Genomic DNA, 26,786 nt, shown 5'->3' on the forward strand with positions numbered 1-26,786 from the left:
TTTAGCGCGCGCCGCGCACGCGCCTCAATTCATCGAGCACGAGCAAGATCGCGCCGATCGTGATCGCGCTGTCGGCGAGATTGAACGCGGGCCAGTGCCAGCCGCCGACGTGGAAATCGAGGAAGTCGATCACGTGGCCGTACACGAGCCGGTCGATCACGTTGCCGAGCGCGCCGCCCATGATCAGCGCGAGCGACGTGCAGAAGAGCCGCTGGCTGCCGTGGCGCTTCATCAAGTAGCAGATCACGACCGCGGCCACGACGCCGAGCAGCGTGAACGCCCAGCGCTGCCAGCCGCCCGCTGCCGCGAGAAAGCTGAACGCCGCGCCGCGATTGAACACGAGAAAGAAGTTGAAGAACGGCGTAATCGCGTACGGCACGGCGTAGGCAAACACCTTCGACACCGCGATCTTCGACAACTGATCGAACAGGATCACGATCAGCGCGATGCCCAGCCACGGCGCGAGAGTTCCGCTTGCTTGCTTCGACACGGTCTTTGCCATTATGCCGCGCTCCGGGTCTCGCCGCTGCCGAACAGATTGGCGACGCAGCGGCCGCAGAGGGTCGGGTGCTCGGCGTCGGCGCCGACGTCTTCGCGGTAGTGCCAGCAGCGCTCGCACTTGAGGTACTTCGAAGTGACGACTTCGACCCCTTCGTCGCCTTCCGCTGCAACCTCGACGACGGTCGCCGCCGACGTGATCAGCATGAACTTCAGGTCGTCGGCGAGGCTTGCGAGCGCATCGCAGCGCACACCGCTCGCGCGGATCTGGACTTCGGCCTGCAGCGACGAACCGATCCGGTTGGCGACGCGCGCCTCTTCGAGCGCCTTCGTCACGTTGCCGCGCACTTCGCGCAGGAGCGACCACTTGTCGAGCAGCGCCGCTGCGCCCGGCACTTCGGGGAACGCGTAATACGTTTCGGTGAAGATCGTGTCGCGGCCCGGCTGGAACACCTTCCACGCCTCCTCGGCGGTGAACGACAGGAACGGCGCCATCATCCGCAGGAGACCCTGCGCGATGTGATAGAGCGCGGTCTGCGCCGAGCGGCGCGCGGCGGAATCCGGCGCGCTCGTGTAGAGGCGGTCCTTCAGCACGTCGAGATAGAAGCCGCCGAGGTCTTCGGAGCAGAACGTCTGCAGCTTCGCGACGACCGGGTGAAATTCGTACTTCTCGTAGTGCCCGAGCACGTCCTGCTGCAGCGTCGCGGCGAGCGCGACGGCGTAGCGGTCGATTTCGAGCCATTCGCTGATCGGGCGCGCGTTCTTCTCGATGTCGAAGTCGGACAGATTCGCGAGCAGGAAGCGCAGCGTGTTGCGGATACGCCGGTAGCTTTCCGTCACACGCTTCAGGATTTCCTCGGAGATCGCGAGTTCGCCCGAGTAGTCGGTCGATGCAATCCACAGCCGGATGATTTCCGCGCCGAGCCGGTTCGCGACTTCGTGCGGATCGACGCCGTTGCCGAGCGACTTGCTCATCTTGCGGCCTTCGCCGTCGACGGTGAAGCCGTGCGTGAGGAGCGCCTCGTAGGGCGCGCGGCCGTCGAGCATCGACGCCGTCAAGAGCGACGAATGGAACCAGCCGCGGTGCTGGTCAGAGCCTTCCAGGTACAGATCGGCCGGGAATTGCAGCTGATCTTTGTGCGAGCCGCGCAGCACGTGCCAGTGCGTCGTGCCCGAATCGAACCAGACGTCGAGCGTGTCGCGGTTCTTTTCGTACATGTTGGCGTCGTCGCCGATCAGCTCGCGCGGATCGAGCGTCTGCCATGCCTCGATGCCGGCTTCCTCGACGCGCTTGGCCACCGCTTCGAGCAGCTCCAGCGTGCGCGCATGCAGCTCGCCCGTTTCCTTGTGGACGAAGAACGCCATCGGCACGCCCCATTGGCGCTGGCGCGAGAGCGTCCAGTCCGGACGGTTCGCGATCATGCTGTGGAGGCGCTGCTTGCCCCACGACGGGTAGAACGCGGTCGCGTCGACCGCGGCGAGCGCCGTTTCGCGCAGCGTCTTGCCGCCGTCTTTCGGCTGGATATCCATACCGGCGAACCATTGCGACGTCGCGCGGTAGACGATCGGCGTCTTGTGGCGCCAGCAGTGCATGTAGCTGTGCGTGTACTTCTCGGTGAAGAGGAGCACGCCGGCCGAGCCGAGCGCTTCGACGATCTTCGGATTTGCCGACCAGATCGACAAGCCGCCGAAGAGCGCGAGCGACTCGATATAGCGGCCGTCGCCCATCACCGGGTTGATGATGTCGGAGTCTGCCATGCCGTGCGATTTGCACGACTCGAAGTCTTCCACGCCGTAGGCCGGCGACGAGTGGACGATGCCCGTGCCGGACTCGGTCGTCACGTATTCGCCGAGGTACACCGGCGCCGTGCGCTTGTAGTCGGGGTGCGCGGAGGCGAGCGGGTGATGGAACCGCAGGTTCACGAGCTTGGCGCCGGGCGCGGTCGCGACGATGCGGCCTTCGAGCTTGTATTGCTTGAGGCACGCCTCGACGCGCTCCTGCGCGAGGATCAGCAAGCCGCGCGGCGTGTCGACGAGCGCGTAGACGATCTCCGGATTCACGTTGAGCGCCTGGTTCGCCGGGATGGTCCACGGCGTCGTGGTCCAGATCACGATGCCGCCTTCGTTGCGCGGCAGAGCGTTCAGGCCGAACGCCTGAGCGGTCTTTTCCGGTTCGGCGAGCGGGAACATGACGTCGATCGTCGGATCGGTCTTGTCCTTGTACTCGACCTCGGCTTCCGCAAGCGCCGAGCCGCAATCGAAGCACCAGTTCACCGGTTTCAGGCCGCGGAACACGTAGCCCTTCTCGAGGATCTTCGCGAGCGCGCGGATCTCACCGGCTTCGTTCGCGAAGTTCATCGTCTTGTACGGGTTGTCCCAGTCGCCGAGCACGCCGAGCCGGCGGAAACCGGCCTTCTGCTTCTCGATCTGCTCGGTCGCGTAGGCGCGCGCCTTTTGCATCACTTCGGCGGCCGGCAGCGATTTGCCGAACTGCTTTTCGATCTGGATCTCGATCGGCATGCCATGGCAGTCCCAGCCTGGCACGTAGGCGGCGTCGAAGCCGGCCATGTTGCGCGACTTGACGACCATGTCCTTCAGGATCTTGTTCACCGCGTGGCCGAGGTGGATGTCGCCGTTCGCATACGGCGGACCGTCGTGCAGGATGAACTTCTTGCGGCCGCGGCTCGCGGCGCGGATCTTCTCGTAGACCTGGTTCTCCTGCCACTCCTTCACCCATTGCGGCTCGCGCTTGGGCAGATCGCCACGCATCGGGAACGGCGTGTCGAGCAGGTTGACCGGATACTTGGCCTGGGGTTTCGAATCGGCTTTCTTGTTGCTCATGGTGAGATCGCTGGAAAACGGGGGATGCCCGGCTGCGGGCGTCGTGTTGGGCGCGGCGTCTTTGGCGTCGGACATTGCCGCGGGTGTCTCCCGAGCTTCCGACGCGACGCCGTGTACTGTGCTTGCTGCGTTTCTCCGGCGGTGCGGGAGCCGGCTTTGGCGCCGGCGCGCACCGCCCGGCTACCTAATTCGATCGGTAGCCGACGTGGAAAAGCCCGTCGCGCGGCTGCCGGGCGCGGCGCCGCCGGAGCCGCCGAGCGCCGCGAAATACTCGCGCGCGTTGGCGACATCGCGGGCGATCGCCGCCGTCAGCGTTTCGAGGTCGACGAACTTCTCCTCGTCGCGCAGCTTCTTCAGGAATTCGACGCGCACGAGTTTGCCATAAGCGTCGCCGTGCCAGTCGAGCAAGTGCACTTCGAGCAGCACGCGGCCGGAATCGTCGACGGTCGGCCGCAGGCCGAGGCTCGCGACGCCCGGCAGCGGTTCGGGACCGATGCCGTGCACGCGCACGATGAAAATGCCCGAGAGCGCCGGCCGCTTGTGCGCGATCGGCAGGTTCAGCGTGGGAAAGCCGAGGTCGCGGCCGAGCTTCAAGCCGTGCACGACGTGCCCGCTGATCACATAGTCGCGGCCGAGCGCCGAGCGTGCCGTGTCGAGGTCGCCCGCGACGAGCGCCACACGCACGCCGGAGCTGGAAATGCGCACGCCGGACGGGTCGGCGACGGTCGCCATCTGCTCGACGTCGAAGCCGTATTGCTCGCCGGCGGCCTTCAGCGACGCGAAATCGCCCGCGCGCTTCGCGCCGTAGCGGAAATCGTCGCCGATCATCACCCAGCGCGCGTGCAGCCCGTTGACGATGATCCGCTCGACGAACGCATCGGGCGTCTGGCTTGCGAACGTGTGATTGAAATGCTCGACGACGACGCGGTCGACGCCGTTTATCCGCAGCGCTTCGAGCTTGTCGCGCAGCATCGCGATGCGCGGCGGAGCGCCGCCCGGATTGAAGAATTCCCGCGGGTGCGGCTCGAAGGTCATCACGCAGACGGGCAGGCCGCGCGCGTCCGCCGCCGCGCGCACGTGCGCGAGCAGCGCCTGGTGGCCGCGGTGGACACCGTCGAAGTTGCCGATCGTCAGCGCGCAGGGCGCCCGGCTTTCGGCATTGGGAAGACCGCGGAAGACTCTCACGATAGCGGATGGGGTGGGGCGGCCGAGTGCCGCAAAGCAGAAGATTATAAACGTTCGGGGCACATGGCGGCTCTCGCCGCCGGGTTGGCGCTTCCCGAATGATAAAATCCGCGGATGAAAAAAATCGTCATCCTGATTTCCGGGCGAGGCAGCAACATGGAAGCGATCGTGCGCGCCTGCGCGCACGAAGGCTGGCCGGCGCAAGTCGCCGCCGTGATTGCCAACCGTCCCGACGCTGCGGGTCTCGCGTTCGCGGCGTCGCACAGTATTGCCGCGCAAGTGGTCGATCATCGCGCTTATCCGGACCGTGAGCGCTTCGACGCCGCGCTCGCCGCCGCCATCGACAGCTACGAGGCCGACCTCGTCGTGCTGGCGGGTTTCATGCGTGTGTTGACGCCGGGTTTCGTCGACCGCTACGCCGGGCGGATGCTGAACGTGCATCCGTCGCTGCTGCCGAGCTTTCCCGGCCTTCATACGCATCGGCAGGCGCTCGACGCGGGCGTGCGGCTGCACGGCGCGACCGTGCACTTCGTCACGTCGCAGCTCGATCACGGGCCGATCGTCGTGCAGGCGGCGGTGCCGCTCGTCGACGGCGACGATGCCGCGGCGCTCGCCGCGCGCGTGCTGGTTTGCGAACACGTGATCTATCCGCGCGCGGTCCGCTGGTTCGTCGAGGGGCGGCTCGCGCTCGACGGCTTGCGCGTGACGCTCACGCCGCCTGAACCGCAATGGCTCTTTTCCGACCAACTCGCCGGGGAAACAACATGAAGGGGAAGGAAGGAAAAGGGCCCAGCAGGAAGGGGCAAAACGCTCAAAACCGTCCGCACAATGGCGGAGCGGACCGCGCATCGGCGGCCCGTGGCCCGCGCGTGCACGGCTTCCTGATCGGACAAACCGAGTCGCTCCTGGCGGAGGTCCTGAAGTTCGCCGGCCCCGCCGACGCCACGACGAGCCGCTTTTTCCGCGCGCATCCGAAGCTCGGCCACAACGAGCGCGGCGTCATCGCCGAAGCGGTGTTCGCCGTGCTGCGCCGGCGCATGGAGTTCGCGCATCTGGCCGAAAGCGGCAGCGGCAGCCCGGCGCGGCGTCTCGCGCTGCTCGGCCTGATGCAGACGATGGGGCTGTCGGCGCTCAAGCCGTTCGTTTCTCCTGACGAACTCGCGTGGCTCGAACACGTGTCGAAGATCGATCCGCAGAGCCTGCCCTTGCGCGTGCGCACGAACCTGCCCGAGTGGATCGTCGAGGCGCTTTCCAAGCGCTTCGAAGCCGACGAGCTCGCTCAGCTCGCCGCCGCGTTGAACTACCCGGCGCCGCTCGATCTGCGCGCGAATCCGATCAAGGCGACCCGCGACCAGGTTCTCGACGCGCTGAAAGCGGCCGGCATCGACGCGGGTGCCATGCCGTTCGCGCCGGCGGGCGTGCGCGTCGCCGGCAAGCCTGCGCTCACGAAGCTGCAGGCGTTCGAAGACGGCTGGATCGAAGTGCAGGACGAGGGCAGCCAACTGCTGTGTTCGCTGGTTGCGCCCAAGCGCGGCGAGATGATCGTCGACTTCTGCGCGGGCGCGGGCGGCAAGACGCTCGCCCTCGGCGCGATGATGCGCTCGACCGGGCGTTTGTACGCGTTCGACGTGTCCGATCGCCGGCTCGCGAAGCTCAAGCCGCGTCTCGCGCGAAGCGGCTTGTCGAACGTGAACCCGGTGCTGATCGACAGCGAGCACGACGCGAAGATCAAGCGCCTCGCGGGCAAGATCGACCGCGTGCTCGTCGACGCGCCGTGCAGCGGCCTCGGCACGCTGCGCCGCAATCCCGACCTGAAATGGCGCCAGACGCCCGAATCGGTCGCCGAGCTCGCGCCCAAGCAGGCGTCGATCCTGGCGAGCGCCGCGCGGCTCGTCAAGAAGGGCGGCCGTCTCGTCTACGCGACGTGCAGCGTGCTCGAAGCGGAAAACGAAGCGATCGTCGCGCAGTTCCTCGCCGAGCATCCGGAGTTCGTGCTCGTGCCGGCGGGCACGGTGCTCGCGGAGCAGCGCATCGAGCTGGAAATGGGCGATTACCTGTCGCTGTGGCCGCATCGCCATGCGACCGACGGCTTCTTTGCCGCGGTGCTCGAACGGCGCGGTTGAGGCGCGTCGAGCACGTTACGCACGTTAAGCAGCGCGCAGGCTTCCCATGGCTTTGACTGAAAACCGCATTTTCTCGCACATGCTGGGCGGCTTCGTCCGCGATTTCGGCCAGCCGGTGATGATCTGGCAGTCCGGCGCGCTCGTCGGCGCGCTGATCGTGGCGTGGTTTCTCGCGCGCGTCGTGCGCCGCAAGCTCGATCTGCGCCGGCAGACACGCTACCAAGCGCTGCGCTTCGGCGCCGAGAGCCTCAACAAAGCGATCTTTCCGCTCTTGGGCGGCGTGCTCGTCTGGTCGATCGAGGAGGTGCTCGACAACTACATGTCGACGTCGCTGCTCGAGCTCGCGGTCGTGCCGCTCTTCGGCATCGCACTGATCTACCTCCTGTTCTTCATCGGGCGGCGCGTGTTCAGCAGCGACGGGCAGACGCACGCGTGGCTCTTCGTCGCCGAGAAGATCGTGTCGGTGCTCGTCTGGATCGGCATGGTGCTGACCGTGCTGGGCATCCAGGACGACGTGATCCACTGGATGGGCAGCGTGCGCTTCCATATCGCGAACGCGCGCATGACGCTCCTGTCGCTCGCGACGGGCATCCTCTGGGTCTGCGTGACGCTGATCGTCGCGATGTGGCTCGGCGCCGCGCTCGAAGACCGCGTCATGCGGGCAAGTTCGATCGATGCGAACCTCAAGGTGGTGCTGGCGCGTGTGGGGCGGGCGTTGCTCGTGCTCGCGGCGGTGCTGATTAGCCTGTCGCTCGTCGGCATCGACATCACGGTGCTCGGCGTGTTCGGCGGCGCGCTCGGCGTCGGTCTCGGCTTCGGCCTGCAGAAGATCGCGAGCAACTACGTGTCGGGCTTCATCATCCTGATCGACCGCTCGCTGCGCATCGGTGACACGATCAATGTCGCCGGGCTGCAGGGCATGGTGACGCAGATCCGCACGCGCTACACGACGGTGCGCGGCCTCGACGGCATCGAAACGCTGATTCCGAACGAGAAGCTCATCACCGACGTCGTGCAGAACCACTCGTCGTTCCTGACGCGCGGCTACGCGAAAGCGGCGGTGCAGGTGGCGTACGAGTCGGACCTCGAACACGTGCTGCTGCTGCTCGCCGATGCGGCGAAGGACGTCGAGCGCGTGCTGCAGGACCCGGCGCCCACGCCGTACCTGGTCGGCTTCGGCGCGGACGGCATCGACCTCGAACTCGGCTTCTGGATCGAAGAGGCGGCCAAGGGCACGGCGGGCGTGCGCTCGCAGGTGAACCGCAACATCTGGCGCCTGTTTGCCGCGCACGGTGTGTCGATTCCGTATGCGCAGCGGGAAGTGCGGATCATCGGCGGGGTTCCGGAAGGCTTCGCAAAAATGGGGTAAATGACCGATTCCGCGGAGGGCGAGGCGGCGCGCGGCTTGTAAAGGAGTCGCACTGCATGGTGCCAGAACCGGCTGTCGTTTTTTGACGACGCGTCGACCGCCGGCAAGCGCACAGATAAAAAAATCTCCATTTGTTACAAACACTTGGACCCGGCGAGGTAAAATGCCGTCCAACCTCGCCGTATGCTTTCACTTTCTTGACATCCGCCCGGCGGATGTTTCTCGATCCACGGACACACTGCCTTGCTGAATTCCCTGTTCGATTTCCTCGCGAATGGCCTGCTTCACTTCACGTGGTGGCAAATTGTGCTGTTTGCGCTTGTCGTCACGCACCTCACGATCATCGGCGTCACGGTCTATCTGCACCGCTGTCAGGCGCACCGCGCGCTCGACCTGCACCCGGCTGCAAGCCATTTCTTCCGTTTCTGGCTGTGGATGACGACCGGCATGCTGACCGGCCAGTGGGCGGCGATCCATCGCAAGCATCACGCGAAGTGCGAAACCGAGGAAGATCCGCACAGCCCGCAAACGCGCGGCATCTGGAAGGTGCTGCTCGAAGGCGCCGAGCTCTATCGCGCCGAAGCGAAGAACGAAGAAACGATGCGCCGCTTCAGCCACGGCACGCCGAATGACTGGATCGAGCGCAATCTGTACACGCGGTACCCCATCCTCGGGATCAGCATCATGATGGTGATCGACGTCGCGCTGTTCGGCATCGTCGGCCTGTCCGTGTGGGCCGTGCAGATGATCTGGATTCCGTTCTGGGCGGCGGGCGTCGTCAACGGCCTCGCGCACTTCTGGGGCTACCGCAACTTCAACTCGACCGACGCCAGCACGAACATTTTCCCGTGGGGCATCATCATCGGCGGCGAAGAGCTGCACAACAATCACCACACGTATGCGACGTCGGCGAAGCTCTCGAACAAGTGGTTCGAGTTCGATATCGGCTGGATGTACATCCGCATCCTGTCGGCGCTCAAGCTCGCGAAGGTGAAGAAGGTCGCGCCTACGCCGCGTCTGTCGGAAGGCAAGCTCGTGCTCGATCAGGAGACGCTGCAGGCCGTCTTGTCGAATCGCTATGAAGTGATGGCGCGCTACGCGAAGACCGTCAAGCGGGCGTACCGCCAGGAACTGGCGCGCTTGAAGGAAGTGGGCGCGCGAGAGAAGTACCTCGTGATGCGCAACGCGCGCAAGTGGTTCCACAAGGACGAATCGGGCCTGGACGAACCGCAGAAGCGTCAACTGCCGGAGATTTTCGCGAATAGCCAAAAGCTGCGCACGTTCATCGAGCTGCGCAACGACCTGACCGCGATCTGGGAGCGCTCGAATGTCTCGCGCGAACAGTTACTCGTGCAATTGCAAGATTGGTGTCATCGAGCAGAACAAAGCGGCATCAAGGCCCTGCAGGAATTCGCGATGCGCCTGCGGCGCTACGCCTGATCGCGAAATCCATTAAAATTTCGCTACGTCACAAAACCCCGCGCTGGCGGGGTTTTTCTTTTTCGGCTTCCAAATCGCGCTATATACGGGATTGGATGCCAGTGGGTAGGGCTGAGGAGATGATGATGGAATCAGCGGTCAAAACCGTCGAGTTCGACCAGCCGCTCGTCGCCGGGGGCGACATGGGCGCGACTTGCGGTGTCGGCCACGGGTGGGCGAAGGTGCCCGCCGTGCCGTCGGCGGGGGAGCGCGTTGCGTTGAAGGCGCGGATTCGCTCGTTGCTGGCGCGCGAAAAAGCGGTGCTCGTCGCGCATTACTACGTCGATCCGGAGCTTCAGGAGCTCGCCGATGAAACCGGCGGCTGTGTTGCCGATTCGCTCGAAATGGCCCGCTTCGGGCGCGATCACGATGCGCAAACGCTTGTCGTCGCAGGTGTGCGCTTCATGGGCGAGACGGCGAAGATCCTGAGTCCGAACAAACGCATCCTGATGCCGGACCTCGACGCGACATGCTCGCTCGACCTCGGTTGCCCGGCCGACGAATTCTCCGCGTTCTGCGACGCGCATCCCGATCGCGCGGTGGTGGTCTACGCGAATACGAGCGCTGCAGTGAAGGCGCGCGCCGACTGGATGGTGACGTCGTCGATCGGCCTCGAGATCGTCGCCGATCTGCACGCACGCGGCGAAAAGATCCTGTGGGCGCCGGACCGGCACCTCGGCAGCTATATCCAGAAGAAGACCGGCGCGGACATGCTGCTGTGGCAGGGCTCGTGCCTCGTGCACGATGAGTTCAAGGGCATCGAGCTCGATCTGCTGCGCGCCGAGTATCCGCGTGCGAAGGTGCTCGTGCATCCGGAGTCGCCGGAAAGCGTGGTTGCGCAGGCCGATGTCGTCGGGTCGACGACGCAGTTGATCGACGCGGCGCAGAAGCTCGACGCGACGCATTTCATTGTCGCCACCGATCTCGGCATCCTGCACAAGATGCGGCTCGCTGCACCCGGCAAGACGTTCATCGAGGCGCCGACGGCCGGTAACAGCGCGACCTGCAAGAGCTGCGCGCACTGCCCATGGATGGCGATGAACGGTCTCGCGAATCTCGCCGAGGTGCTCGAGCGCGGGCATAACGAGATCCACGTCGACCCAGCGATCGGCGAGCGGGCGCGTCTGCCGATCGACCGCATGCTCGAATTCGCCGCGGCGCGCAAGAAACGCGTTCAGGCAAGCGGCGATCTCGCGCGCGATACGGCGCTGTTTGCGAATGTGGGGGCGGCGTAATGGAGGGCTCGGAATTGACGCCGGTCGATGCGGTGTCGCCGCTTTTCGAAGAAATCCGCGCGCAATACGGCGCCGCGTTCGACGCGGCGCTCGCGCGCAATGTCACCGATGCGCTCGCCGAGGACGTCGGCAGCGGAGACCGCACCGGACGCCTCGTGCCGGCTGGCGAGCTGCGCGATGCCCGCATCATCGTCCGTGAAGAGGCGGTGCTGTGCGGCGTGCTGTGGTTTACCGAAGTGATGCGCCAGGTCGACCCGGCGATCGCGGTGCGGTGGCACTATCGCGAAGGCGACCTCATGGGCGCGAATACGCCGGTGTGCGAACTGCGCGGCCCATCGCGGTCGTTGCTTACCGCCGAGCGCAATGGGCTCAACTTCCTGCAATTGCTGTCGGGTGTGGCGAGCGCGACGCGCCGCTACGTCGATGCCGTCGCCGGGACGCGCGCGCGCATCGTCGACACGCGCAAGACGCTGCCGGGGTTGCGTCTCGCGCAGAAATACGCGGTGCGCGTGGGTGGCGGCGCAAACCAGCGGCTCGCGCTGTACGACGGAATTCTGATCAAGGAAAACCATATCGCCGCGGCGGGCGGCGTCGGGCCCGCGATGAATGCGGCCTTGGCGCTCGACGCCGGCGTGCCGATCCAGATCGAAGTCGAGACGCTCGAACAACTCGAAACGGCCCTGGCTCATCGCGCCGAGTCGATCTTGCTCGACAACTTTTCGTTCGGCGCGATGCGCGACGCCGTTCGTTTGACGGCTGGACGTGCGCTGCTCGAAGCGTCGGGCGGCGTCAATCTCGATACCGTGCGGACGATCGGGGAAACGGGCGTCGACCGCATCTCGATCGGCTCACTGACGAAGGACGTGCGGGCCACCGATTATTCGATGCGTATCGTTTAACGCATTGGGGCCGTGCACCGCGATCGTTGCTGTGCTGACCGCTCAAACCTTCCGATTGCGCACGTGTTCCGGCGTGAGCACGGTCGGCAGCGCTTTCGGCAACGCGGTCGGCCAGTCGCGGCTATAGTGCAGCCCGCGACTTTCGCGTCGCGACCTCGCGCTCTCGACGATTAGCGACGCCACGTCGACAAGGTTGCGCAATTCGAGGAGATCGCGGCTTACCTTGAAGTTCGCGTAGTACTCGTGGATCTCGTCCCGCAGCATCGCGATGCGGTGCTTCGCGCGCGCGAGCCGCTTGTCGGTGCGCACGATGCCTACGTAGTTCCACATCAAGCGCCGCAACTCGTCCCAGTTGTGCGCGACGACAACCTCCTCGTCCGGGTCCGACACGCGGCTTTCGTCCCAGTCCGGCAGTGGCGCGTGAGCGGCAGCGCCGAAGCCTTCCTTTTGAATCGCCGCTGCAGCCGAGCGGCCGATCACGATGCATTCGAGCAGCGAGTTGCTCGCGAGCCGGTTGGCGCCGTGCAGCCCGGTGCACGACGTCTCGCCGACCGCATACAGTCCGGCCAGGTCAGTGCGCCCCGTCAGATCGGTGACGACGCCGCCGCACGTGTAGTGTGCGGCGGGCACGACTGGAATCGGATCTTTCGTGATGTCGATGCCGAACTCGAGGCAGCGCGCGAGGATCGTCGGGAAATGCGTGCGGAGGAAGGCTTCGGGCTGGTGGCTGATGTCGAGATAGACGCAGTCGATCCCGCGTTTCTTGATCTCGAAGTCGATCGCGCGCGCGACGATATCGCGCGGCGCGAGTTCGGCTCGCTCGTCGTGGCTCGGCATGAAGCGCGTCCCGTCGGGCAGCTTGAGAAGGCCGCCTTCGCCGCGCACGGCTTCGGAAATCAGGAACGACTTCGCGTACGGGTGAAACAGGCACGTCGGATGGAACTGGATGAACTCCATGTTCGATACGCGGCAACCCGCGCGCCATGCCATCGCGATGCCGTCTCCGGTCGCGGTGTCGGGGTTCGTCGTGTACAGATAGACTTTGCCGGCGCCGCCGGTTGCCAGCACCGTATGCGGCGCTTCGATCGTGACCGTGCGGCCATTCGCCAGATCGAGCGCATAGAGCCCGTGGCAGCGCCGGCCCGGCAGGCCGAGGCGGTCGGAGGTGATGAGATCGATCGCGTAGTGATCTTCGAGCAGCGTGATGTTCGGATGCCGGCGCACTTGTTCGCTCAACGTCGCGACCACGGCGTGACCGGTCGCGTCCGCCGCGTGGATGATGCGCCGATGGCTGTGGCCGCCTTCGCGCGTCAAATGGAAGCCGAGTTCGGCTGCGTCGTCCTTCGTAAAGGGCACGCCTTGCTCGATCAGCCATTCGATCGCCGAGCGCCCGTGCTCGACGATGAAGCGCGTCGCCGCTTCGTCGCACAGGCCGCCGCCGGCAACGAGCGTGTCCTGCACGTGGTTTTCGATGCTGTCCGCCGAATCGAGCACCGCAGCAATGCCGCCTTGCGCCCAGTCGCTCGCGCCTTCGGTCATCGATCGCTTGGCGACGACCGCCACGCGGCGCGTGTCCGCCAGATTCAGCGCGACCGATAGCCCCGCCAGCCCGCTGCCTACGATCACGACGTCGAAATTCATGATGCCTCCCGCTGGGCCGCCCCAAGGGAGGCATCAGCCCCCTTGGGGGGCAGCGAACGATAGTGAGCGTGGGGGTAGTTCATCTGCTGTCCCTGTAAGTCTTCCGTCTACTCTTGAACCGGAGCCGCGCCGCACTGCGCGCCGCGATAAACGAAAGAGGATACCCCGTTGCGGGGCGAGGGGGAGGGCGCAAAAGCAAAAGCCCCGCGCATAGGCGGGGCTTTTGTCGTCTTCAGGCTCGGAACCCGATTACTTGATCTTGGTTTCCTTGTACGCCACGTGCTTTCGGGCGACGGGATCGAACTTCATGATCTCCATCTTTTCCGGCATGTTGCGTTTGTTCTTCGTCGTGGTATAGAAGTGACCCGTACCTGCGGTCGATTCCAGCTTGATCTTGTCGCGTGCGCCTTTCGCCATGATTTACTCCTTAGGCTTCACCGCGTGCGCGCAGGTCTGCGAGCACGGAGTCGATACCGTTCTTGTCGATCAGGCGCAGGCCGGCGTTCGAAACGCGCAGGCGCACCCAACGGTTTTCGCTTTCCACCCAGAAACGGCGGTTTTGCAGATTCGGGAGAAAACGACGCTTGGTCTTGTTGTTCGCGTGGGAAACGTTGTTGCCGCTCATCGGCGCTTTCCCAGTTACTTGGCATACGCGTGCCATATGAGAGCACTCCTAAAACGCTTAAATTCGGGTTCGAGCCGGGAAGGTTGCTCTTCCTAGAAGAGCGCGGTCTCGCAGTTGTAGCCGCCACAGCTACGGTTGAGACCCGAGCCGTTCTTTTAGGAATGGCCCTTCGCTGGCACTGAACAGGGTTGGAAACAGAGGCAGACGGCGATTCTAGCAGAAAAAACTCAGAAAAATCAAACCCTATTTGTGGATGCGTGGCTCGCCGCCGCGGAACGCCGGTAAAGGGCCGCGAGGGGGCCGCGAGGGGGCCGCGAGGGCGCCGCGAGGGCGCCGAGCGGGGCGGCTCTCACATCCAGCCCGCATGCGCGAACGAGAAAACCGTGTCGCTGCCGACGATCAGGTGGTCGATCAGTTGCACGTCGATCAAGGCGAGCGAGTCGCGCAACACGCGCGTGAGCCGGCGGTCGCTCGCACTGGGCTTGGCGGCGCCGGACGGGTGATTATGCGCGACGATCAGGCCCGCGGCGTTGAGCACCAGTGCCCGGCGCACGATTTCGCGTGGATAGACGGCCATCCGCGTCAACGACCCGCGCGAGCTTTCCTCCGTATGAAGAAGGCGGTGCCGGGCGTCGAGAAAGAGGCAGACGAACACCTCGTGCGGCCGCGCGCCGATCAGGAGGCGCAGGTAGTCTTCGACGGCGCCCGGCGAGTCGACCAGCGGCCGCTCGCGCGCCCTCTCCGCCAGCGCCCGGCGCGCCATCTCGACGACGGCAAGCAACGTGGCGCGCTTGGCGGGTCCGATGCCGCGAAGCCCCTTGAAATCGGCGGGGGCGGCGTCCAGCATCGCGCGCAGCGAGCCGAACCGCGCCAAGAGCGAGCGCGCGACGTCAAAGACGTTGTGTCCCGGCAGGCCTGAACCCAGAAATAGGACGATGAGCTCGGTGTCCGACAGCGCGGCGGGCCCGGCATCTATCAGGCGCTCGCGGGGCATATCGCGCGCGGGCCAGTCGCAGGGCCGCAGCGGCTCGTCCTGACCGTGCGCCGCGACTGGCGGGCCGGGCAGATCCGGCGACAGCTGAACTGCGGTGTGGACGGCACTGGAACTGTCGGGCATTTGTTGATCTCCGAATGGCATGGGCGGCGGGCGTAGGCCGCCATATAGAAAAGCGAGCCGTTTGCGGGGACAGATCGGGAAAGCGCGATGGCAGTCGCTGAGGACGCCGTCAAGGCGCTTTTGCGCGGTACCGCTTGTACGCTTGTTGCATTTATGTGGCTTACAATAGTGAGCTTATGCCAGGTGCGGTTGTGCCTGCGCGTGGCGCCAAAAGCGCTAAGCAACGCTTCCCTCTTTGTGTGCGCGAAAAGGCGCACCGACTCAACGAGTTATTTCATGAGCATCATCGATATTTCCGAAGTGAAACCCGGTTCGCACGTGACGCTTCACTACCGGCTTTCGCTCGCCGATGGCTCCGACGTCGTCAACACCTTCGGCGACAAGCCGGCCACGTTGCTGCTCGGTGCCGGTCAGCTTGCGCCGCCGCTGGAAGAGATTCTCGTGGGCATGAAGACCGGGCACCACTCGACCTTTCAGCTAAAGCCGGGGCAGGCGTTCGGTCCCCGCAATCCGGAACTGATCCAGCGCGTCTCGCTCGCCACGCTGCGCGAAAACGGCATGATCGGAGAGGATTTCGCGCCGGGCGACCTCATCGAGTTCAATGCGCCGAGCGGCGGCCGCTATGCGGGCGTGCTGAAGGAAGTCGGCGAAACGTCGGCGCTGTTCGACTTCAACCACCCGCTTGCGGGTCAAGCGCTGGTGTTCGAAGTCAAAATCATCGGGATTCTGTAAACATGAGCTTCACGGACACCCCCCTGGCCGAAGCGGAAATCCTGCTCGCCCAGCCGCGCGGTTTTTGCGCGGGCGTCGATCGCGCGATCGAGATCGTCGAGCGCGCGATCAAGCTGTTCGGCGCCCCGATCTACGTGCGGCACGAAATCGTCCATAACGCGTACGTCGTCGAGGACTTGCGCAAGAAAGGCGCCGTGTTCGTCGAGCAGCTCGACGAAGTGCCCGCGGGCAGCACGGTGATCTTCAGCGCGCACGGCGTTTCGAAGGCGGTGCGCGAAGAGGCGGAAGTGCGCGGGCTGCGCGTGTACGACGCGACTTGCCCGCTCGTCACCAAAGTGCACATCGAAGTTGCGAAGATGCGCCAGGAAGGCATGGATATCGTGATGATCGGCCACAAGGGGCATCCCGAGGTCGAGGGCACGATGGGCCAGACCGCACAAGGCATGTACCTGGTCGAAAGCATCGAGGATGTGAATGCGCTTACGCTCGCCGATCCCGAGCGAGTGGCCTTCGTTACGCAAACCACGCTTTCCGTCGACGATGCGTCCGAAATCATCGCCGCGCTAAAGGCGCGCTTCCCGGCGATTCGCGAGCCGAAAAAACAGGACATTTGCTACGCGACGCAGAACCGCCAGGACGCGGTCAAATTCATGGCGCCGCAATGCGACGTGGTGATCGTCGTTGGCAGTCCGAACAGCTCGAATTCGAACCGTCTGCGCGAAGTCGCGGAGAAGCGTGGCATCCCGGCCTACATGGTGGATTCGCCGGACCAGATCGATCCGGCGTGGCTCGAAGGCAAGCGCCGCATCGGCGTGACGGCCGGCGCGTCTGCGCCGGAGGTGCTGGCGCAGGCCGTTATCACCCATCTGCGCGGTCTGGGCGTGCGCAACGTGCGCGCGCTGGAAGGGATCGAAGAGAGCATTGCGTTTCCGCTGCCGCGCGGGCTCGGCTTGCCAGCCTGATTTATTTTTAATTGTCTGACTAATAAAAAGCGCACCTCGAGTGCGCTTTTTATTCGACCCGAGTTGGCGCGTCAGCACTAACTCCGGCCCCATGCGACGCTTAAATGGAAAATCCCAGTTGCGATGCAAATTCGTAAGGATATTGCAACCTGGTTGCACCCGCGCCAATTAAAGGTCTCAAAAAAAGGTTGCAATGCAGGAAAACCCTGGCGGATTCACATTATTGGTCGTCCCATAATTAGAGTTACAATGCGCCCGTTCTCAAGGCCTCGGGGCCTTCTGGCAATGGATTTAGCAAGGCGCAGGAGACCTACTTAATGCAATTCCAGTTTGCTTACGCCGTGTCCAGCGCGGTCGCGAACGCCGAGGCGGACGCAGCCAGCAAAAGGAACGACGGCGGGGCGAGCGCCGGCGAGTCGGTCGCGGCTGCGAAGGAAGCGAACGATGCCACGCTTGTCGGCGGCGGCAAAAACGGGGATCGATCAGGACCTGAGCTCGGATTGAGCGTAACAGCGTCGAGCGCGTGTTACGCCCGGCGCGGCGAAGGCACCGGTTACCGGGCATCGGATTTCAAGGCCATCCTCAAGAAGATCAAGAATATTCAGCCGGACGTGAGCATGTACGGTGGAATGAACCGAACGAGCGGACTGCTTGCAAAGCAGGCTCCGCTCGGCAACAGAGCAGCAAACCTTGGCGGTGACGGCGTGCGTACCGGCAAGGTGGCGGAACTTGCGCCTCGCGCAGCGGGACGCCGGACCTCTTCGAAAGCGGGTCTCCCGCCGACGTCGGGGAATATTGATGCGGGCTTCGCATTGCAGGACCAAGGGCAGTACGAGGACCGCTTCTGCACGCCGGCGCAGGCTGTCGCGCCGTCCGCGTATGAAGTGATGCACGTGGGCGCCGACACACTGCAGCGCGCCGTTTCTATCGATGCGCCCAAGGTGCTGGTTGCGATGCTGCCGGTCCGTTGCGAGAACGGAACCGTCGGTGCTGTCGCATTCGACGACAAGGGTGATTTGAAAGAAGGCGCCACTACGGTTCACGACTTCAAGGACAGCGGCATCGCGGTCCTCGAAGCCGTGGGCGCGTGGTGACGGAGCAAAACCTGACGGCACCGCGCACTCGACGGTGCCGTTTTTGCATCCGCCTTTAACGAGCCGGTCTTTGCATCACAAAGGCGCGACCCGTTGGAAGGCGGCTAACCCTTACCGGTCTTTTATATCAGTACCCGCAGTGCCGTTGCGATTCCGTCACTCACCGCCTACCCGCCGGCGAGCAACGCGAATCCAGTCGCACGGGCTAAGGAGCTTTAAATGGATATCTTCATCCAGCAGATCATCAATGGTCTGGTGCTTGGCAGCGTCTACGCGATCATCGCACTGGGCTATACGATGGTGTACGGCATTCTGGGCATCATCAACTTCGCGCACGGCGACGTGTTGATGGTGGGCGCGATGGTGGCGCTGTCGACTATCAACGTGCTACATAACCACTTCCCCGGATTAGGCAACGTACTGACACTGCTCATCTCGCTGGTGGTGTCGGCGGTGGTGTGCGCGGGCGTCGGCTACACGATTGAAAAGGCCGCGTACCGGCCGCTGCGCAAGGCGCCGCGTCTCGCGCCGCTGATCACCGCGATCGGCGTGTCGATTCTGCTGGAGACCCTTGCGATGATCATCTGGGGCCGCAATCCTCTCGCGTTCCCCCAGCTGCTGCCGACCGATCCGATCAACGTGATCAAGGCCACGGACACCACCCCGGGCGCCGTGATATCGATGACTGAAATCACGATCATCGTGGTGGCGTTCCTGATGATGGGCGCGCTGCTCCTGCTCGTGCACAAGACCAAGCTCGGCCGCGCGATGCGCGCGATTGCAGAAAACCCGAACAACGCAAGCCTGATGGGCGTGAACCCGAACTTCGTGATCTCGGCGACCTTCATGATCGGCTCGGCGCTGGCGGCGCTGGCGGGCGTGATGATTGCGTCGGAATACGGCAACGCGCACTTCTACATGGGCTTCATCCCCGGCATGAAGGCGTTCACGGCGGCGGTGCTCGGCGGGATCGGCAACCTTGGCGGGGCGATGGTGGGCGGCGTGCTGCTCGGCCTCATCGAGCAGCTCGGTGCGGGCTACATCGGCGACCTCACGGGCGGGGTGTTCGGCAGCAACTACCAGGACGTGTTCGCGTTCATCGTGCTGATCATCGTGCTGGTGTTCCGACCGTCGGGCCTGTTGGGCGAACGTGTTGCGGATCGGGCGTAAGGATAAGGAGCAAGGAAAATGACTTCAATTCAACCGATCGAGCCGTCCACGACGCTCGTCCCCGAGAAAAACGCGACGAAAACCGCGGTGGTCGGCATCGTGACCGCGGTGCTCGTGATCGCTGCGCCGTTCATCATCGGCGCAACCGGCGGCAACTACTGGGTGCGCGTGCTCGACTTCGCGATGCTGTACGTGATGCTCGCGCTGGGCCTGAACGTGGTGGTCGGCTTCGCCGGCCTGCTGGACTTGGGCTACATCGCGTTCTACGCGGTGGGCGCATACACAGCGGCGCTGCTGTCCTCGCCGCACCTGATGGCGTTCGGCTGGATCGCACACCTGGCCCCGGCCGGCCTGCACACGCCGTACTGGATCATCGTGCCGATCGCGATGGGGGTCGCGGCCACGGCCGGCGTGCTGCTCGGCGCGCCGACCTTGCGTTTGCGCGGCGACTACCTCGCGATCGTGACGTTGGGCTTCGGGGAAATCGTGCGGATCTTCATGAACAACCTCGACCGTCCGGTGAACATCACCAACGGGCCGCAGGGGATCACGGGGATCGATCCGGTGCAGGTGGGGGGCTTCAGCCTGTCGCAGACCCACACCTTCCTCGGGATCACGGTCACGACCACGTACATGTACTACTACCTGTTCGTGCTGTGCGCGCTGCTCGTGATCTGGACGTGTACGCGTCTGCAGCACTCGCGCATCGGCCGTGCTTGGGCCGCGATCCGCGAAGACGAAATCGCCGCGAAGGCGATGGGCATCAACACCCGTAACGTGAAGCTGCTGGCGTTCGCGATGGGCGCGTCGTTCGGCGGCCTGTCGGGCGCGATGTTCGCAGGCTTCCAGGGCTTCGTGTCGCCGGAATCGTTCACGTTCTGGGAATCGGTGGTGGTGCTCGCCTGCGTCGTGCTGGGCGGCATGGGCCACATCCCCGGCGTGATTCTCGGCGCGGTGTTGCTCGCCGTGTTCCCGGAATTCCTGCGCTCGACGATGGGACCGCTGCAAAACGCCATCTTCGGCCATCAGATCATCGACACCGAAGTGATCCGCCAGTTGCTGTACGGCCTGGCGATGGTGCTCATCATGCTGTATCGCTCGGAAGGCCTGTGGCCGTCGCCGAAGCATGAGGACAAGATCGCGAAACTGGCCAAGCGCGCCAGCAAGAAGCCGGTGCGCGCGTAACGCAGCGCATTGCATGGGACCGGAGTCAGCGCTAAAGCGCTAACTCTGGTCGACAGCTCTGCATGGGACCCGAGTAAGCGCTAAAGCGCTAACTCTGGTCGACACAGGAGAACATTCAATGAGCAAAATTCGTTTGTCCGTCAAGGGCGTGAACAAACGCTTCGGCGGGCTGCAAGCGCTGTCGGACGTCGGTCTTCAAATCGAGGAAGGCCAGATCTATGGACTGATCGGCCCGAACGGCGCGGGCAAGACCACGTTCTTCAACGTGATTACCGGGCTCTATACACCCGATTCGGGCGAGTTCAAGCTCGACGGCACCGACTACACGCCGACCGCGGTGTACCAGGTCGCGAAGGCGGGGATCGCGCGCACCTTCCAGAACATTCGTCTGTTCGGCGGGATGACCGCGCTCGAGAACGTAATGGTGGGGCGCCACGTGCGCACCAAGCACGGCCTGTTCGGCGCGGTGTTCCAGACGCCGGCGGAGCGCAAGGAAGAGCGTGAAATCAAGGAGCGCGCGCTCGAGCTGCTCGAATACGTGGGGGTGCTGCAATACGCGGACTACACGTCGCGCAACCTGTCGTACGGTCACCAGCGCCGTCTGGAAATCGCGCGTGCGCTCGCGACCGATCCGAAGCTGCTCGCGCTCGACGAGCCGGCAGCCGGCATGAACGCGACCGAGAAGGTCGAGCTCACGAAGCTGCTCGACAAGATCCGTTCGGACGGCAAGACGATCCTGTTGATCGAGCACGACGTGAAGCTCGTGATGCATTTGTGCAACCGGATGACGGTGCTCGATTACGGCAAGGTGATCGCCGAAGGTCTGCCGCACGACGTGCAGCGCGACCCGAAGGTGATCGAGGCCTATCTGGGTGCGGGGGTCCACTGATGGCTACGGCAATGTTGAAAATCAAGGGCCTGCAGGTCAATTACGGCGGCATCCAGGCGGTCAAGGGCGTCGACATGGAAGTCGCGCAGGGCGAGCTCGTCACGCTGATCGGCGCCAACGGCGCGGGCAAGACGACGACCATGAAGGCGATCACGGGCTTGAAGCCGTACTCGGCGGGCGACATCGAATACATGGGCCAGTCGATCAAGGGCATCCCGGCGCACGAGCTGCTCAAGCGTGGCTTGGCGATGGTGCCGGAGGGCCGCGGCATCTTCGCGCGCATGTCGATCGTCGAGAACATGCAGATGGGCGCGTATCTGCGCAACGACATCGACGGCATCAAGAAGGACGTCGAGCGCATGTTCGGGTTCTTCCCGCGCCTGAAGGAGCGTGCGACGCAATTGGCGGGCACGCTCTCGGGCGGCGAGCAGCAGATGCTGGCGATGGCGCGCGCGTTCCTTTCCAAGCCGAAGCTGCTGCTGCTCGACGAGCCGTCGATGGGTCTGTCGCCGATCATGGTCGAGAAGATCTTCGAAGTCGTGCGCACGATCTCGCAAGAGGGCATCACGGTGCTGCTGGTGGAGCAGAACGCGCGGCTCGCCTTGCAGGCCGCCAATCGCGGCTACGTGATGGATTCGGGCATGGTGACCATGTCCGGCGACGCGAAGCAGATGCTCGACGATCCGAAGGTGCGCGCAGCGTATCTGGGCGAGTAAACGTCGTAACCGAAAAACGCGGTGCTTGCGTGAAGAGCGCAAGCACCGCGTTTTGTTTTACCCGTAGTTCTCAAAAAACCTCGCTCTTGTCGCTCAGCACCTGCAGGTTCACCTTGAGGCAGCCAAGCGCGGCGATCGACACACGCGGATCGACATGGCAGGGGAGGTCGCCATGGAGTCGCAGCCCGATCAAAGCGAGTCGAGCACCGTGCGCAGCATCGCCATCATCTGGTCGATCTCCTCGCGCGTCACGTTCAGCGCCGGCATGAAGCGCAGCAGGTTGGGGCGCGCCGCGTTGAGCAATACGCCTTCTGGCTGGAGCAGGCGCGTCTTTTCGACGATCTGCGGGCCGATATCCTTGCCGAGCAGCAGCGCGCGCAAGAGGCCCTCGCCGCGCTCGCCTTCGAAGCCGCGCTCCTTCGACAGCTCCAGCAACTGGTCCTTCAGGTATTCGCCGCGCTCGCGCACGCCTTCGAGAAAGCCCGGTGCGAGAAGCTGCGAAATCACCGAATAGCCGACGGCCGTCATCAGCGGGTTGCCGTTGTAGGTGCCGCCCTGATCGCCCGCTTCGAACACGGCGATCTCGGCCTTCGACAGCAGCGCCGCCAGCGGCACGCCGCCGCCGATGCCCTTGCCGAGCGTCATGATGTCCGGCTCGATGTTCGACAGCTCGTACGCGAAGAGCGTCCCGGCGCGACCGCAGCCGCTTTGCACTTCGTCGACGATCAAGAGCACGTTGTGGCGCTTCGTCAGGTCGCGCAGCTGCTGCATGAATTCGCGCGTGGCCGGAATCACGCCGCCTTCACCCTGGATCGGCTCGAGCATCACGGCGACCGTCTTGTCGGTGATGAGCTTCTCGACCGATGCGATGTCGTTCAAGTCCGCCTTCGGAAAGCCCGGCACTTGCGGCGCGTAGATCGTGTCCCAGCCGGCCTTGCCGCTCGCCGACATCGTCGCGAGTGTGCGGCCGTGGAAGCTATGGTCGAACGTGATGATCTCGTAGGCGCCGTGCTTGAATTTCTTGCCCCACTTGCGCGCGAGCTTGATCGCGCCTTCGTTCGCTTCGGCGCCGCTGTTGGCGAAGAAGACCTTGTCGAAGACGCTGTGCTGCGTGAGCAGCTCGGCGAGCTTCGCCATCGGCTCGTTGTAGAACGCGGGCGATGGGTTGATGAGCAGCCGCGCCTGCTTCTCCAGCGCCTCGATCATCCCTTCGTTGCAGTGCCCGAGGCTGTTGACCGCCCAGCCTTGAATGAAGTCGAGGTAGCGCTTGCCCTCGTTGTCGTAGATCCATGAGCCCTTGCCGTGCGTGAAAACGATTTCGGGGCGATTCGTGATGTACATCAGCGGCTGCGTCGGGTACTCGGTGAATTGCATGGCGGGGGCTCCAGGAGGTGCGAAAGAAACGGACGAAAAAACAGAGGACGAAAAAAAGCCACGGATTTCCGTGGCTTTTCATGTTTCAACCGATTGGCGCTTGCGATGTCGCTGCAAGACGCGAACCCATGACTAGCCGACGGCTTCCCAGGCGGGCAGCGCGCGTCGGCGTCGGAGTTCGGTTTGGATGCGGTTCATGCGCGACAGAATACGATAACGAGATAGCCGATGTAAACCGCTATACCGCGTTCGCGAGATCGGCCTCGCTCGTGAACGAGTCCGCGTAGAACTCGTCTTCCGGCAGGCGGTGATGGCTCGTGAAGTCGCGCTGCGCCGATTCGACCATGACCGGTGCGCCGCAGGCGTACACCTGATAGTTCGACAAGTCTGGCAGATCCTCGATGACGGCGCGATGAACGAAGCCCGTGCGGCCCGTCCAGCCGTCGCTCTCGTCCGGCTCGGAAAGCACCGGCACGAACTGGAAGTGCGCGTGGTCCTTCGCCCATTGCTCGGCGAGATCCAACAGGTACAGGTCTTTCTTGCGGCGCGCACCCCAGTAAAGCGTCATCGGGCGGCCGATGTTCTTGAAGAGCGCGTGCTCGACGATCGCCTTGATCGGCGCGAAGCCGGTGCCCGAGGCGAGCAGGATGATCGGCTTGTCGGAGTCTTCGCGCAGGAAGAACGTGCCGAGCGGGCCTTCGAAGCGCAGGATGTCGCGCTCCTTCATCGTGTTGAAGACGTGGTCGGTGAAGACGCCGCCCGCCATGTGGCGGATGTGCAGCTCGATCGGGCCTTCCTGGTGCGGCGCGCTCGCCATCGAGTAGCTGCGGCGCTTGCCGTCCTTCAGGATGAACTCGATGTACTGGCCGGCCAGGTATTGGAGACGCTCGTTGGCGGGCAACTGGAGCTTGAGGAGCAGCACGTCGTCGGCCTTGCGCTCGAGCGCGTTCACGCGGCACGGCAGCTTCTTGACTTGCACGTCGCCGACGCCCGCGACTTCGCGCACGTCGATTTCCAGGTCGCAGTTCGCGGTCGCGCAGCAAAGGAGCGCCATGCCGCGCGTCTTTTCATCGTTCGACAGTGCCGACGACGAGTGCGCGCGCTGCTCGACTTCGCCCGACACGATCGTGCCCTTGCACGAGCCGCACGCGCCGTTCTTGCAGCCGTACGGCAGGCCGACGCCTTGGCGCAAGGCGGCGGTCAGGATGGCTTCGTCGGGTTCTACTTGAAACTGCCGGCCGCTTTGCCGGAGGGTTACGTTATATGCCATAGCTCCATCGAAACGAAAAATAGGAAACCGGTGCGCGTCGCCTGCGACCGCTACAATGCGTCCACTATGAATGCGACACGAATATTGCGCCGGCCGCGGGTGCTGATCGTCGGATGCGGCGATGCCGGCATGCGCTGCGTGGAACGCCTGCGCGGGCGCGCGCGGATCGTTGCGCTTACGAGCCACCGTGAGCGGGTGGCCGAGTTGCGCGCCGCAGGCGCGACGCCGATCGTCGGCGATCTCGACGTGCCGCGCAGCCTGCGGCGCCTGGGCGGACTCGCGCCGACCGTCCTGCATCTTGCGCCCCCGCAGAAGGCCGGCGGCGACGATTGCCGCACGCGTGCGCTGATTGCTGCGCTCTCGGCGCCGCGGCGCCATCGGTCCGCATTTCAGGGCATTGCCGCGACGGGGCGCCTTCGGACGCTGCGCGCGCAATACGCCGGAATATCTGCCGGCGAAACAGCCGGTATTGTACCCGACGGACCCTTCCGGTCCGTGCGCCGGACTGAGCCGGTTCGGGTGGTTTACGCGAGTACGACGGGTGTCTATGGGGATTGCGGCGGCGCGCTGATCGACGAGACGCGGCCGGTCAAGCCGGCCAACGATCGGGCCAAGCGCCGGGTGTCGGCGGAACGGCAGTTGAGGCGCGCGAGCGCGCGCGGTGCGCTGGCGGCAAGCATCGTCCGGATTCCCGGGATTTACGCGCTCAATCGGCTACCGCTTCCCAGGCTGGAAAAGCGCACCCCGGCGCTCGTCGCCGAGGACGACGTCTATACGAATCACATCCACGCGGATGACCTCGCGGCGATCCTGCTGCGGGCGGCGACGCACGCGCGGGTGGGGCGTGTAATCCATGCGTCGGACGACAGCGCTTTGAAGATGGGTGAGTATTTCGACCGCGTGGCGGATGCATTCGGGCTGACCCGTGCGCCGCGCATCACACGCGAAGCCGCCGAGCAGCAACTCGAACCGATGCTGCTGTCGTTCATGCGCGAATCGCGGCGCCTGTCAAATGCGCGGCTCAAGCGCGAACTGCGCATCCGGCTGCGCTATCCGAGCGTCGACGACTTTCTGCGCACCGTGCGCTGACTTCCGGCCTATGGCTGCGGCGTCGCCGCAGACTGCTTATCACGAACGCGAAGCGCGCATCAGGTAATGGCCGGCAGCGTTTCGAGCAGGAGAAAGCACAACAGCGCGCCGACCAGTGCCCCGATCAGACTCGGGTGGTATTTGCGCTTCATGTGCATGGTCGTGAGCAGGGCCCCGATGATGATCGCGCCCAATGCGGCGAACGCGAGTACCAGGTACGAGATTTCGAACGTGTCGCTGATCACCATGATGCGTCTCCCTTGCAACATTTTGTAATAAGTGGCTTATGGCCAGTATAGAGCGCTTTTGGGCCGGCATCATGCTGCGGCGCGGCGGGTGAAACCCTCAGGTGTCGGGCAGCGCGCAAACGGGCAAAATAAGCCGAGTTACGCGGCTGGTAGCCTGGCCAGGAACGCTTTGGGGGCAGCTAGCCGGCGCGCAACGCCTGCAAATCGGACTCGTCGAGCCATTGCCAATTGCCCGGTTCGAGCGCAGCGGGCAGCGTGAGGCCGCCCACGCGCTCCCGATGCAGCGCTTCGCAGCGGTTGCCGATTGCTGCGACCATGCGTTTCACCTGATGGTATTTCCCTTCCAGCACGGTCAGTTCGAGCCGTCGCTCGTCGCGCGCGTGCGCGGCGACGGCTGCGATCGGCTTGGCTTCGCCGTGCAGCAGCACACCCTCGCGAAGTGCCGCGAGCTGGGCGTCGTCGAGCGGGTGCTTGGTGGTCGCCAGGTAAACCTTCGGCACTTTGCGCTTGGGCGATGTGTAGGTGTGGACGAACTTGCCGTCGTCGGAGAGGAGCAGGAGGCCCGTCGTGTCCTGGTCGAGCCGGCCGACGCATTGCACGCCGCGCGTCGCGAGCTGCGCGGGCAGCAGGCTGAAGACGCTCAAGTGATGCTGCGGTTCACGCGAGCATTCGTAGCCCGCTGGCTTGTTCAGCAGAATGTACGCGTGCTCGCGATAGCGCCACGAGGTGCCGTCGACTTCGAACGTGAGCGCGTCGATATCGAACTGTGCGTCGCGATCGGTGCAGAGCGAGCCGTTCACGACGACGCGCGCTTCCGCGATGATCGCGCGACATTGACGGCGCGCGCCGAAACCTTGAGTGAAGAGGACGCTTTCGAGATCCATGCGCGCGGCGGGAACGGAGGGAGGACGCGGAAACCGCCCGCATTCTACCAAGCAAGCTGCGCGCGGCCTTAGGGCGCCTGGGTTCTCACTGCACGCTGGCGCGCCGCTCGACGAAGCGCCGCACGTATTCGTCGGCGGGACGGTGGACGATGTCGTCGGGC

Annotated in this window: 25 protein-coding genes; 14 read left to right on the forward strand and 11 right to left on the reverse strand. The window is 64.4% G+C overall.

The genetic code is table 11. The features are described 5' to 3' along the window. Window position 1: 1 nt before the first annotated feature. The 3 genes from lspA to J3489_RS09980 form a co-directional block, all read right to left on the reverse strand. Entirely contained in the window at window positions 2–502 is a 501-nt protein-coding gene (lspA, locus tag J3489_RS09970; RefSeq protein WP_206997550.1) for a signal peptidase II, read from the reverse strand. Continuing rightward, complete coding sequence (ileS, locus tag J3489_RS09975) at window positions 502–3,339, reverse strand: isoleucine--tRNA ligase (RefSeq protein WP_206997594.1); 2,838 nt, start codon at window positions 3,337–3,339, stop codon at window positions 502–504. Before ileS ends, lspA begins: the two co-directional genes overlap by 1 nt. 180 nt (window positions 3,340–3,519) lie before the next feature. Next, window positions 3,520–4,524 carry a bifunctional riboflavin kinase/FAD synthetase gene (locus tag J3489_RS09980; protein WP_206997551.1) on the reverse strand — a complete coding sequence of 335 codons (1,005 nt, stop codon included), beginning with the start codon at window positions 4,522–4,524 and terminating at the stop codon, window positions 3,520–3,522. Between the two features lie 114 nt (window positions 4,525–4,638). Between J3489_RS09980 and purN the strand changes: the two genes are divergently transcribed. The 6 genes from purN (at window position 4,639) to nadC (ending at window position 11,629) form a co-directional block, all read left to right on the forward strand. Next, a complete protein-coding gene (gene purN, locus J3489_RS09985; protein WP_206997552.1) occupies window positions 4,639–5,292 on the forward strand; it encodes a phosphoribosylglycinamide formyltransferase in 654 nt (217 codons plus the stop codon). After that, a complete protein-coding gene (locus J3489_RS09990) occupies window positions 5,253–6,647 on the forward strand; it encodes an RsmB/NOP family class I SAM-dependent RNA methyltransferase (RefSeq protein WP_374193443.1) in 1,395 nt (464 codons plus the stop codon). The genes purN and J3489_RS09990 overlap by 40 nt, the downstream gene beginning before the upstream one ends. 46 nt (window positions 6,648–6,693) lie before the next feature. Next, window positions 6,694–8,016, forward strand: coding sequence for a mechanosensitive ion channel family protein (locus J3489_RS09995; RefSeq protein ID WP_206997554.1), 1,323 nt, complete (start codon window positions 6,694–6,696; stop codon window positions 8,014–8,016). 243 nt (window positions 8,017–8,259) lie between these two features. After that, window positions 8,260–9,456, forward strand: a complete 1,197-nt coding sequence (locus J3489_RS10000) for a DesA family fatty acid desaturase (protein ID WP_206997555.1) — start codon at window positions 8,260–8,262, stop codon at window positions 9,454–9,456. A 125-nt stretch (window positions 9,457–9,581) separates the two neighbouring features. Then, window positions 9,582–10,730, forward strand: a complete 1,149-nt coding sequence (gene nadA, locus J3489_RS10005) for a quinolinate synthase NadA (RefSeq protein WP_206997556.1) — start codon at window positions 9,582–9,584, stop codon at window positions 10,728–10,730. Next, window positions 10,730–11,629 carry a carboxylating nicotinate-nucleotide diphosphorylase gene (gene nadC, locus J3489_RS10010; RefSeq protein ID WP_206997557.1) on the forward strand — a complete coding sequence of 300 codons (900 nt, stop codon included), beginning with the start codon at window positions 10,730–10,732 and terminating at the stop codon, window positions 11,627–11,629. Before nadA ends, nadC begins: the two co-directional genes overlap by 1 nt. A gap of 42 nt (window positions 11,630–11,671) precedes the next feature. Here the strand turns inward: nadC and nadB are convergent, their stop codons facing one another. The 4 genes from nadB to radC form a co-directional block, all read right to left on the reverse strand. Next, window positions 11,672–13,270, reverse strand: coding sequence for an L-aspartate oxidase (gene nadB / locus J3489_RS10015; protein WP_206997558.1), 1,599 nt, complete (start codon window positions 13,268–13,270; stop codon window positions 11,672–11,674). A gap of 249 nt (window positions 13,271–13,519) precedes the next feature. Beyond that, on the reverse strand, window positions 13,520–13,687 hold the full coding sequence (rpmG, locus tag J3489_RS10020; protein WP_004185395.1) for a 50S ribosomal protein L33: 168 nt from the start codon (window positions 13,685–13,687) through the stop codon (window positions 13,520–13,522). A gap of 10 nt (window positions 13,688–13,697) precedes the next feature. Next, complete coding sequence (gene rpmB / locus J3489_RS10025; RefSeq protein WP_004186391.1) at window positions 13,698–13,931, reverse strand: 50S ribosomal protein L28; 234 nt, start codon at window positions 13,929–13,931, stop codon at window positions 13,698–13,700. Window positions 13,932–14,244: 313 nt separating this feature from the next. Further along, a complete protein-coding gene (gene radC / locus J3489_RS10030; protein WP_206997559.1) occupies window positions 14,245–15,012 on the reverse strand; it encodes a RadC family protein in 768 nt (255 codons plus the stop codon). A gap of 276 nt (window positions 15,013–15,288) precedes the next feature. Between radC and J3489_RS10035 the strand changes: the two genes are divergently transcribed. The 7 genes from J3489_RS10035 to J3489_RS10065 all read left to right on the forward strand — a co-directional run bounded on the left by J3489_RS10035 (window position 15,289) and on the right by J3489_RS10065 (window position 21,760). Further along, the gene (locus J3489_RS10035) at window positions 15,289–15,744 is read left to right on the forward strand and encodes an FKBP-type peptidyl-prolyl cis-trans isomerase (protein ID WP_206997560.1); all 456 of its coding nucleotides are present in this window, start codon (window positions 15,289–15,291) and stop codon (window positions 15,742–15,744) included. Window positions 15,745–15,746: 2 nt separating this feature from the next. Further along, window positions 15,747–16,706: a 4-hydroxy-3-methylbut-2-enyl diphosphate reductase gene (gene ispH / locus J3489_RS10040; protein WP_206997561.1), complete on the forward strand. Its 960-nt coding sequence runs from the start codon at window positions 15,747–15,749 to the stop codon at window positions 16,704–16,706. Between the two features lie 317 nt (window positions 16,707–17,023). Beyond that, on the forward strand, window positions 17,024–17,800 hold the full coding sequence (locus tag J3489_RS10045; protein WP_206997562.1) for a type 1 periplasmic-binding domain-containing protein: 777 nt from the start codon (window positions 17,024–17,026) through the stop codon (window positions 17,798–17,800). A 219-nt stretch (window positions 17,801–18,019) separates the two neighbouring features. Further along, complete coding sequence (locus tag J3489_RS10050) at window positions 18,020–18,970, forward strand: branched-chain amino acid ABC transporter permease (RefSeq protein ID WP_206997563.1); 951 nt, start codon at window positions 18,020–18,022, stop codon at window positions 18,968–18,970. A gap of 18 nt (window positions 18,971–18,988) precedes the next feature. After that, window positions 18,989–20,155: an ABC transporter permease subunit gene (locus tag J3489_RS10055; protein ID WP_206997564.1), complete on the forward strand. Its 1,167-nt coding sequence runs from the start codon at window positions 18,989–18,991 to the stop codon at window positions 20,153–20,155. Window positions 20,156–20,273: 118 nt separating this feature from the next. Continuing rightward, entirely contained in the window at window positions 20,274–21,044 is a 771-nt protein-coding gene (locus tag J3489_RS10060) for an ABC transporter ATP-binding protein (protein WP_206997565.1), read from the forward strand. Then, the gene (locus J3489_RS10065; RefSeq protein ID WP_206997566.1) at window positions 21,044–21,760 is read left to right on the forward strand and encodes an ABC transporter ATP-binding protein; all 717 of its coding nucleotides are present in this window, start codon (window positions 21,044–21,046) and stop codon (window positions 21,758–21,760) included. The genes J3489_RS10060 and J3489_RS10065 overlap by 1 nt, the downstream gene beginning before the upstream one ends. 189 nt (window positions 21,761–21,949) lie before the next feature. Here the strand turns inward: J3489_RS10065 and J3489_RS10070 are convergent, their stop codons facing one another. Continuing rightward, window positions 21,950–23,134: an acetylornithine transaminase gene (locus J3489_RS10070; RefSeq protein ID WP_206997567.1), complete on the reverse strand. Its 1,185-nt coding sequence runs from the start codon at window positions 23,132–23,134 to the stop codon at window positions 21,950–21,952. Window positions 23,135–23,372: 238 nt separating this feature from the next. After that, the gene (locus J3489_RS10075; protein ID WP_206997568.1) at window positions 23,373–24,404 is read right to left on the reverse strand and encodes a CDP-6-deoxy-delta-3,4-glucoseen reductase; all 1,032 of its coding nucleotides are present in this window, start codon (window positions 24,402–24,404) and stop codon (window positions 23,373–23,375) included. Between the two features lie 66 nt (window positions 24,405–24,470). Between J3489_RS10075 and J3489_RS10080 the strand changes: the two genes are divergently transcribed. Beyond that, entirely contained in the window at window positions 24,471–25,493 is a 1,023-nt protein-coding gene (locus J3489_RS10080; protein WP_206997569.1) for an NAD-dependent epimerase/dehydratase family protein, read from the forward strand. Between the two features lie 59 nt (window positions 25,494–25,552). Here J3489_RS10080 and J3489_RS10085 read toward each other — a convergent pair whose 3' ends face one another. Together J3489_RS10085 and J3489_RS10090 are read right to left on the reverse strand one after the other, a co-directional pair. Continuing rightward, on the reverse strand, window positions 25,553–25,741 hold the full coding sequence (locus J3489_RS10085; RefSeq protein ID WP_206997570.1) for a hypothetical protein: 189 nt from the start codon (window positions 25,739–25,741) through the stop codon (window positions 25,553–25,555). Window positions 25,742–25,920: 179 nt separating this feature from the next. After that, the gene (locus J3489_RS10090) at window positions 25,921–26,625 is read right to left on the reverse strand and encodes a 16S rRNA pseudouridine(516) synthase (RefSeq protein WP_206997571.1); all 705 of its coding nucleotides are present in this window, start codon (window positions 26,623–26,625) and stop codon (window positions 25,921–25,923) included. Window positions 26,626–26,786 lie beyond the last annotated feature (161 nt).

The sequence above is a fragment of the Trinickia mobilis genome, from assembly GCF_017315705.1.
Taxonomy (GTDB): domain Bacteria; phylum Pseudomonadota; class Gammaproteobacteria; order Burkholderiales; family Burkholderiaceae; genus Trinickia_A; species Trinickia_A mobilis.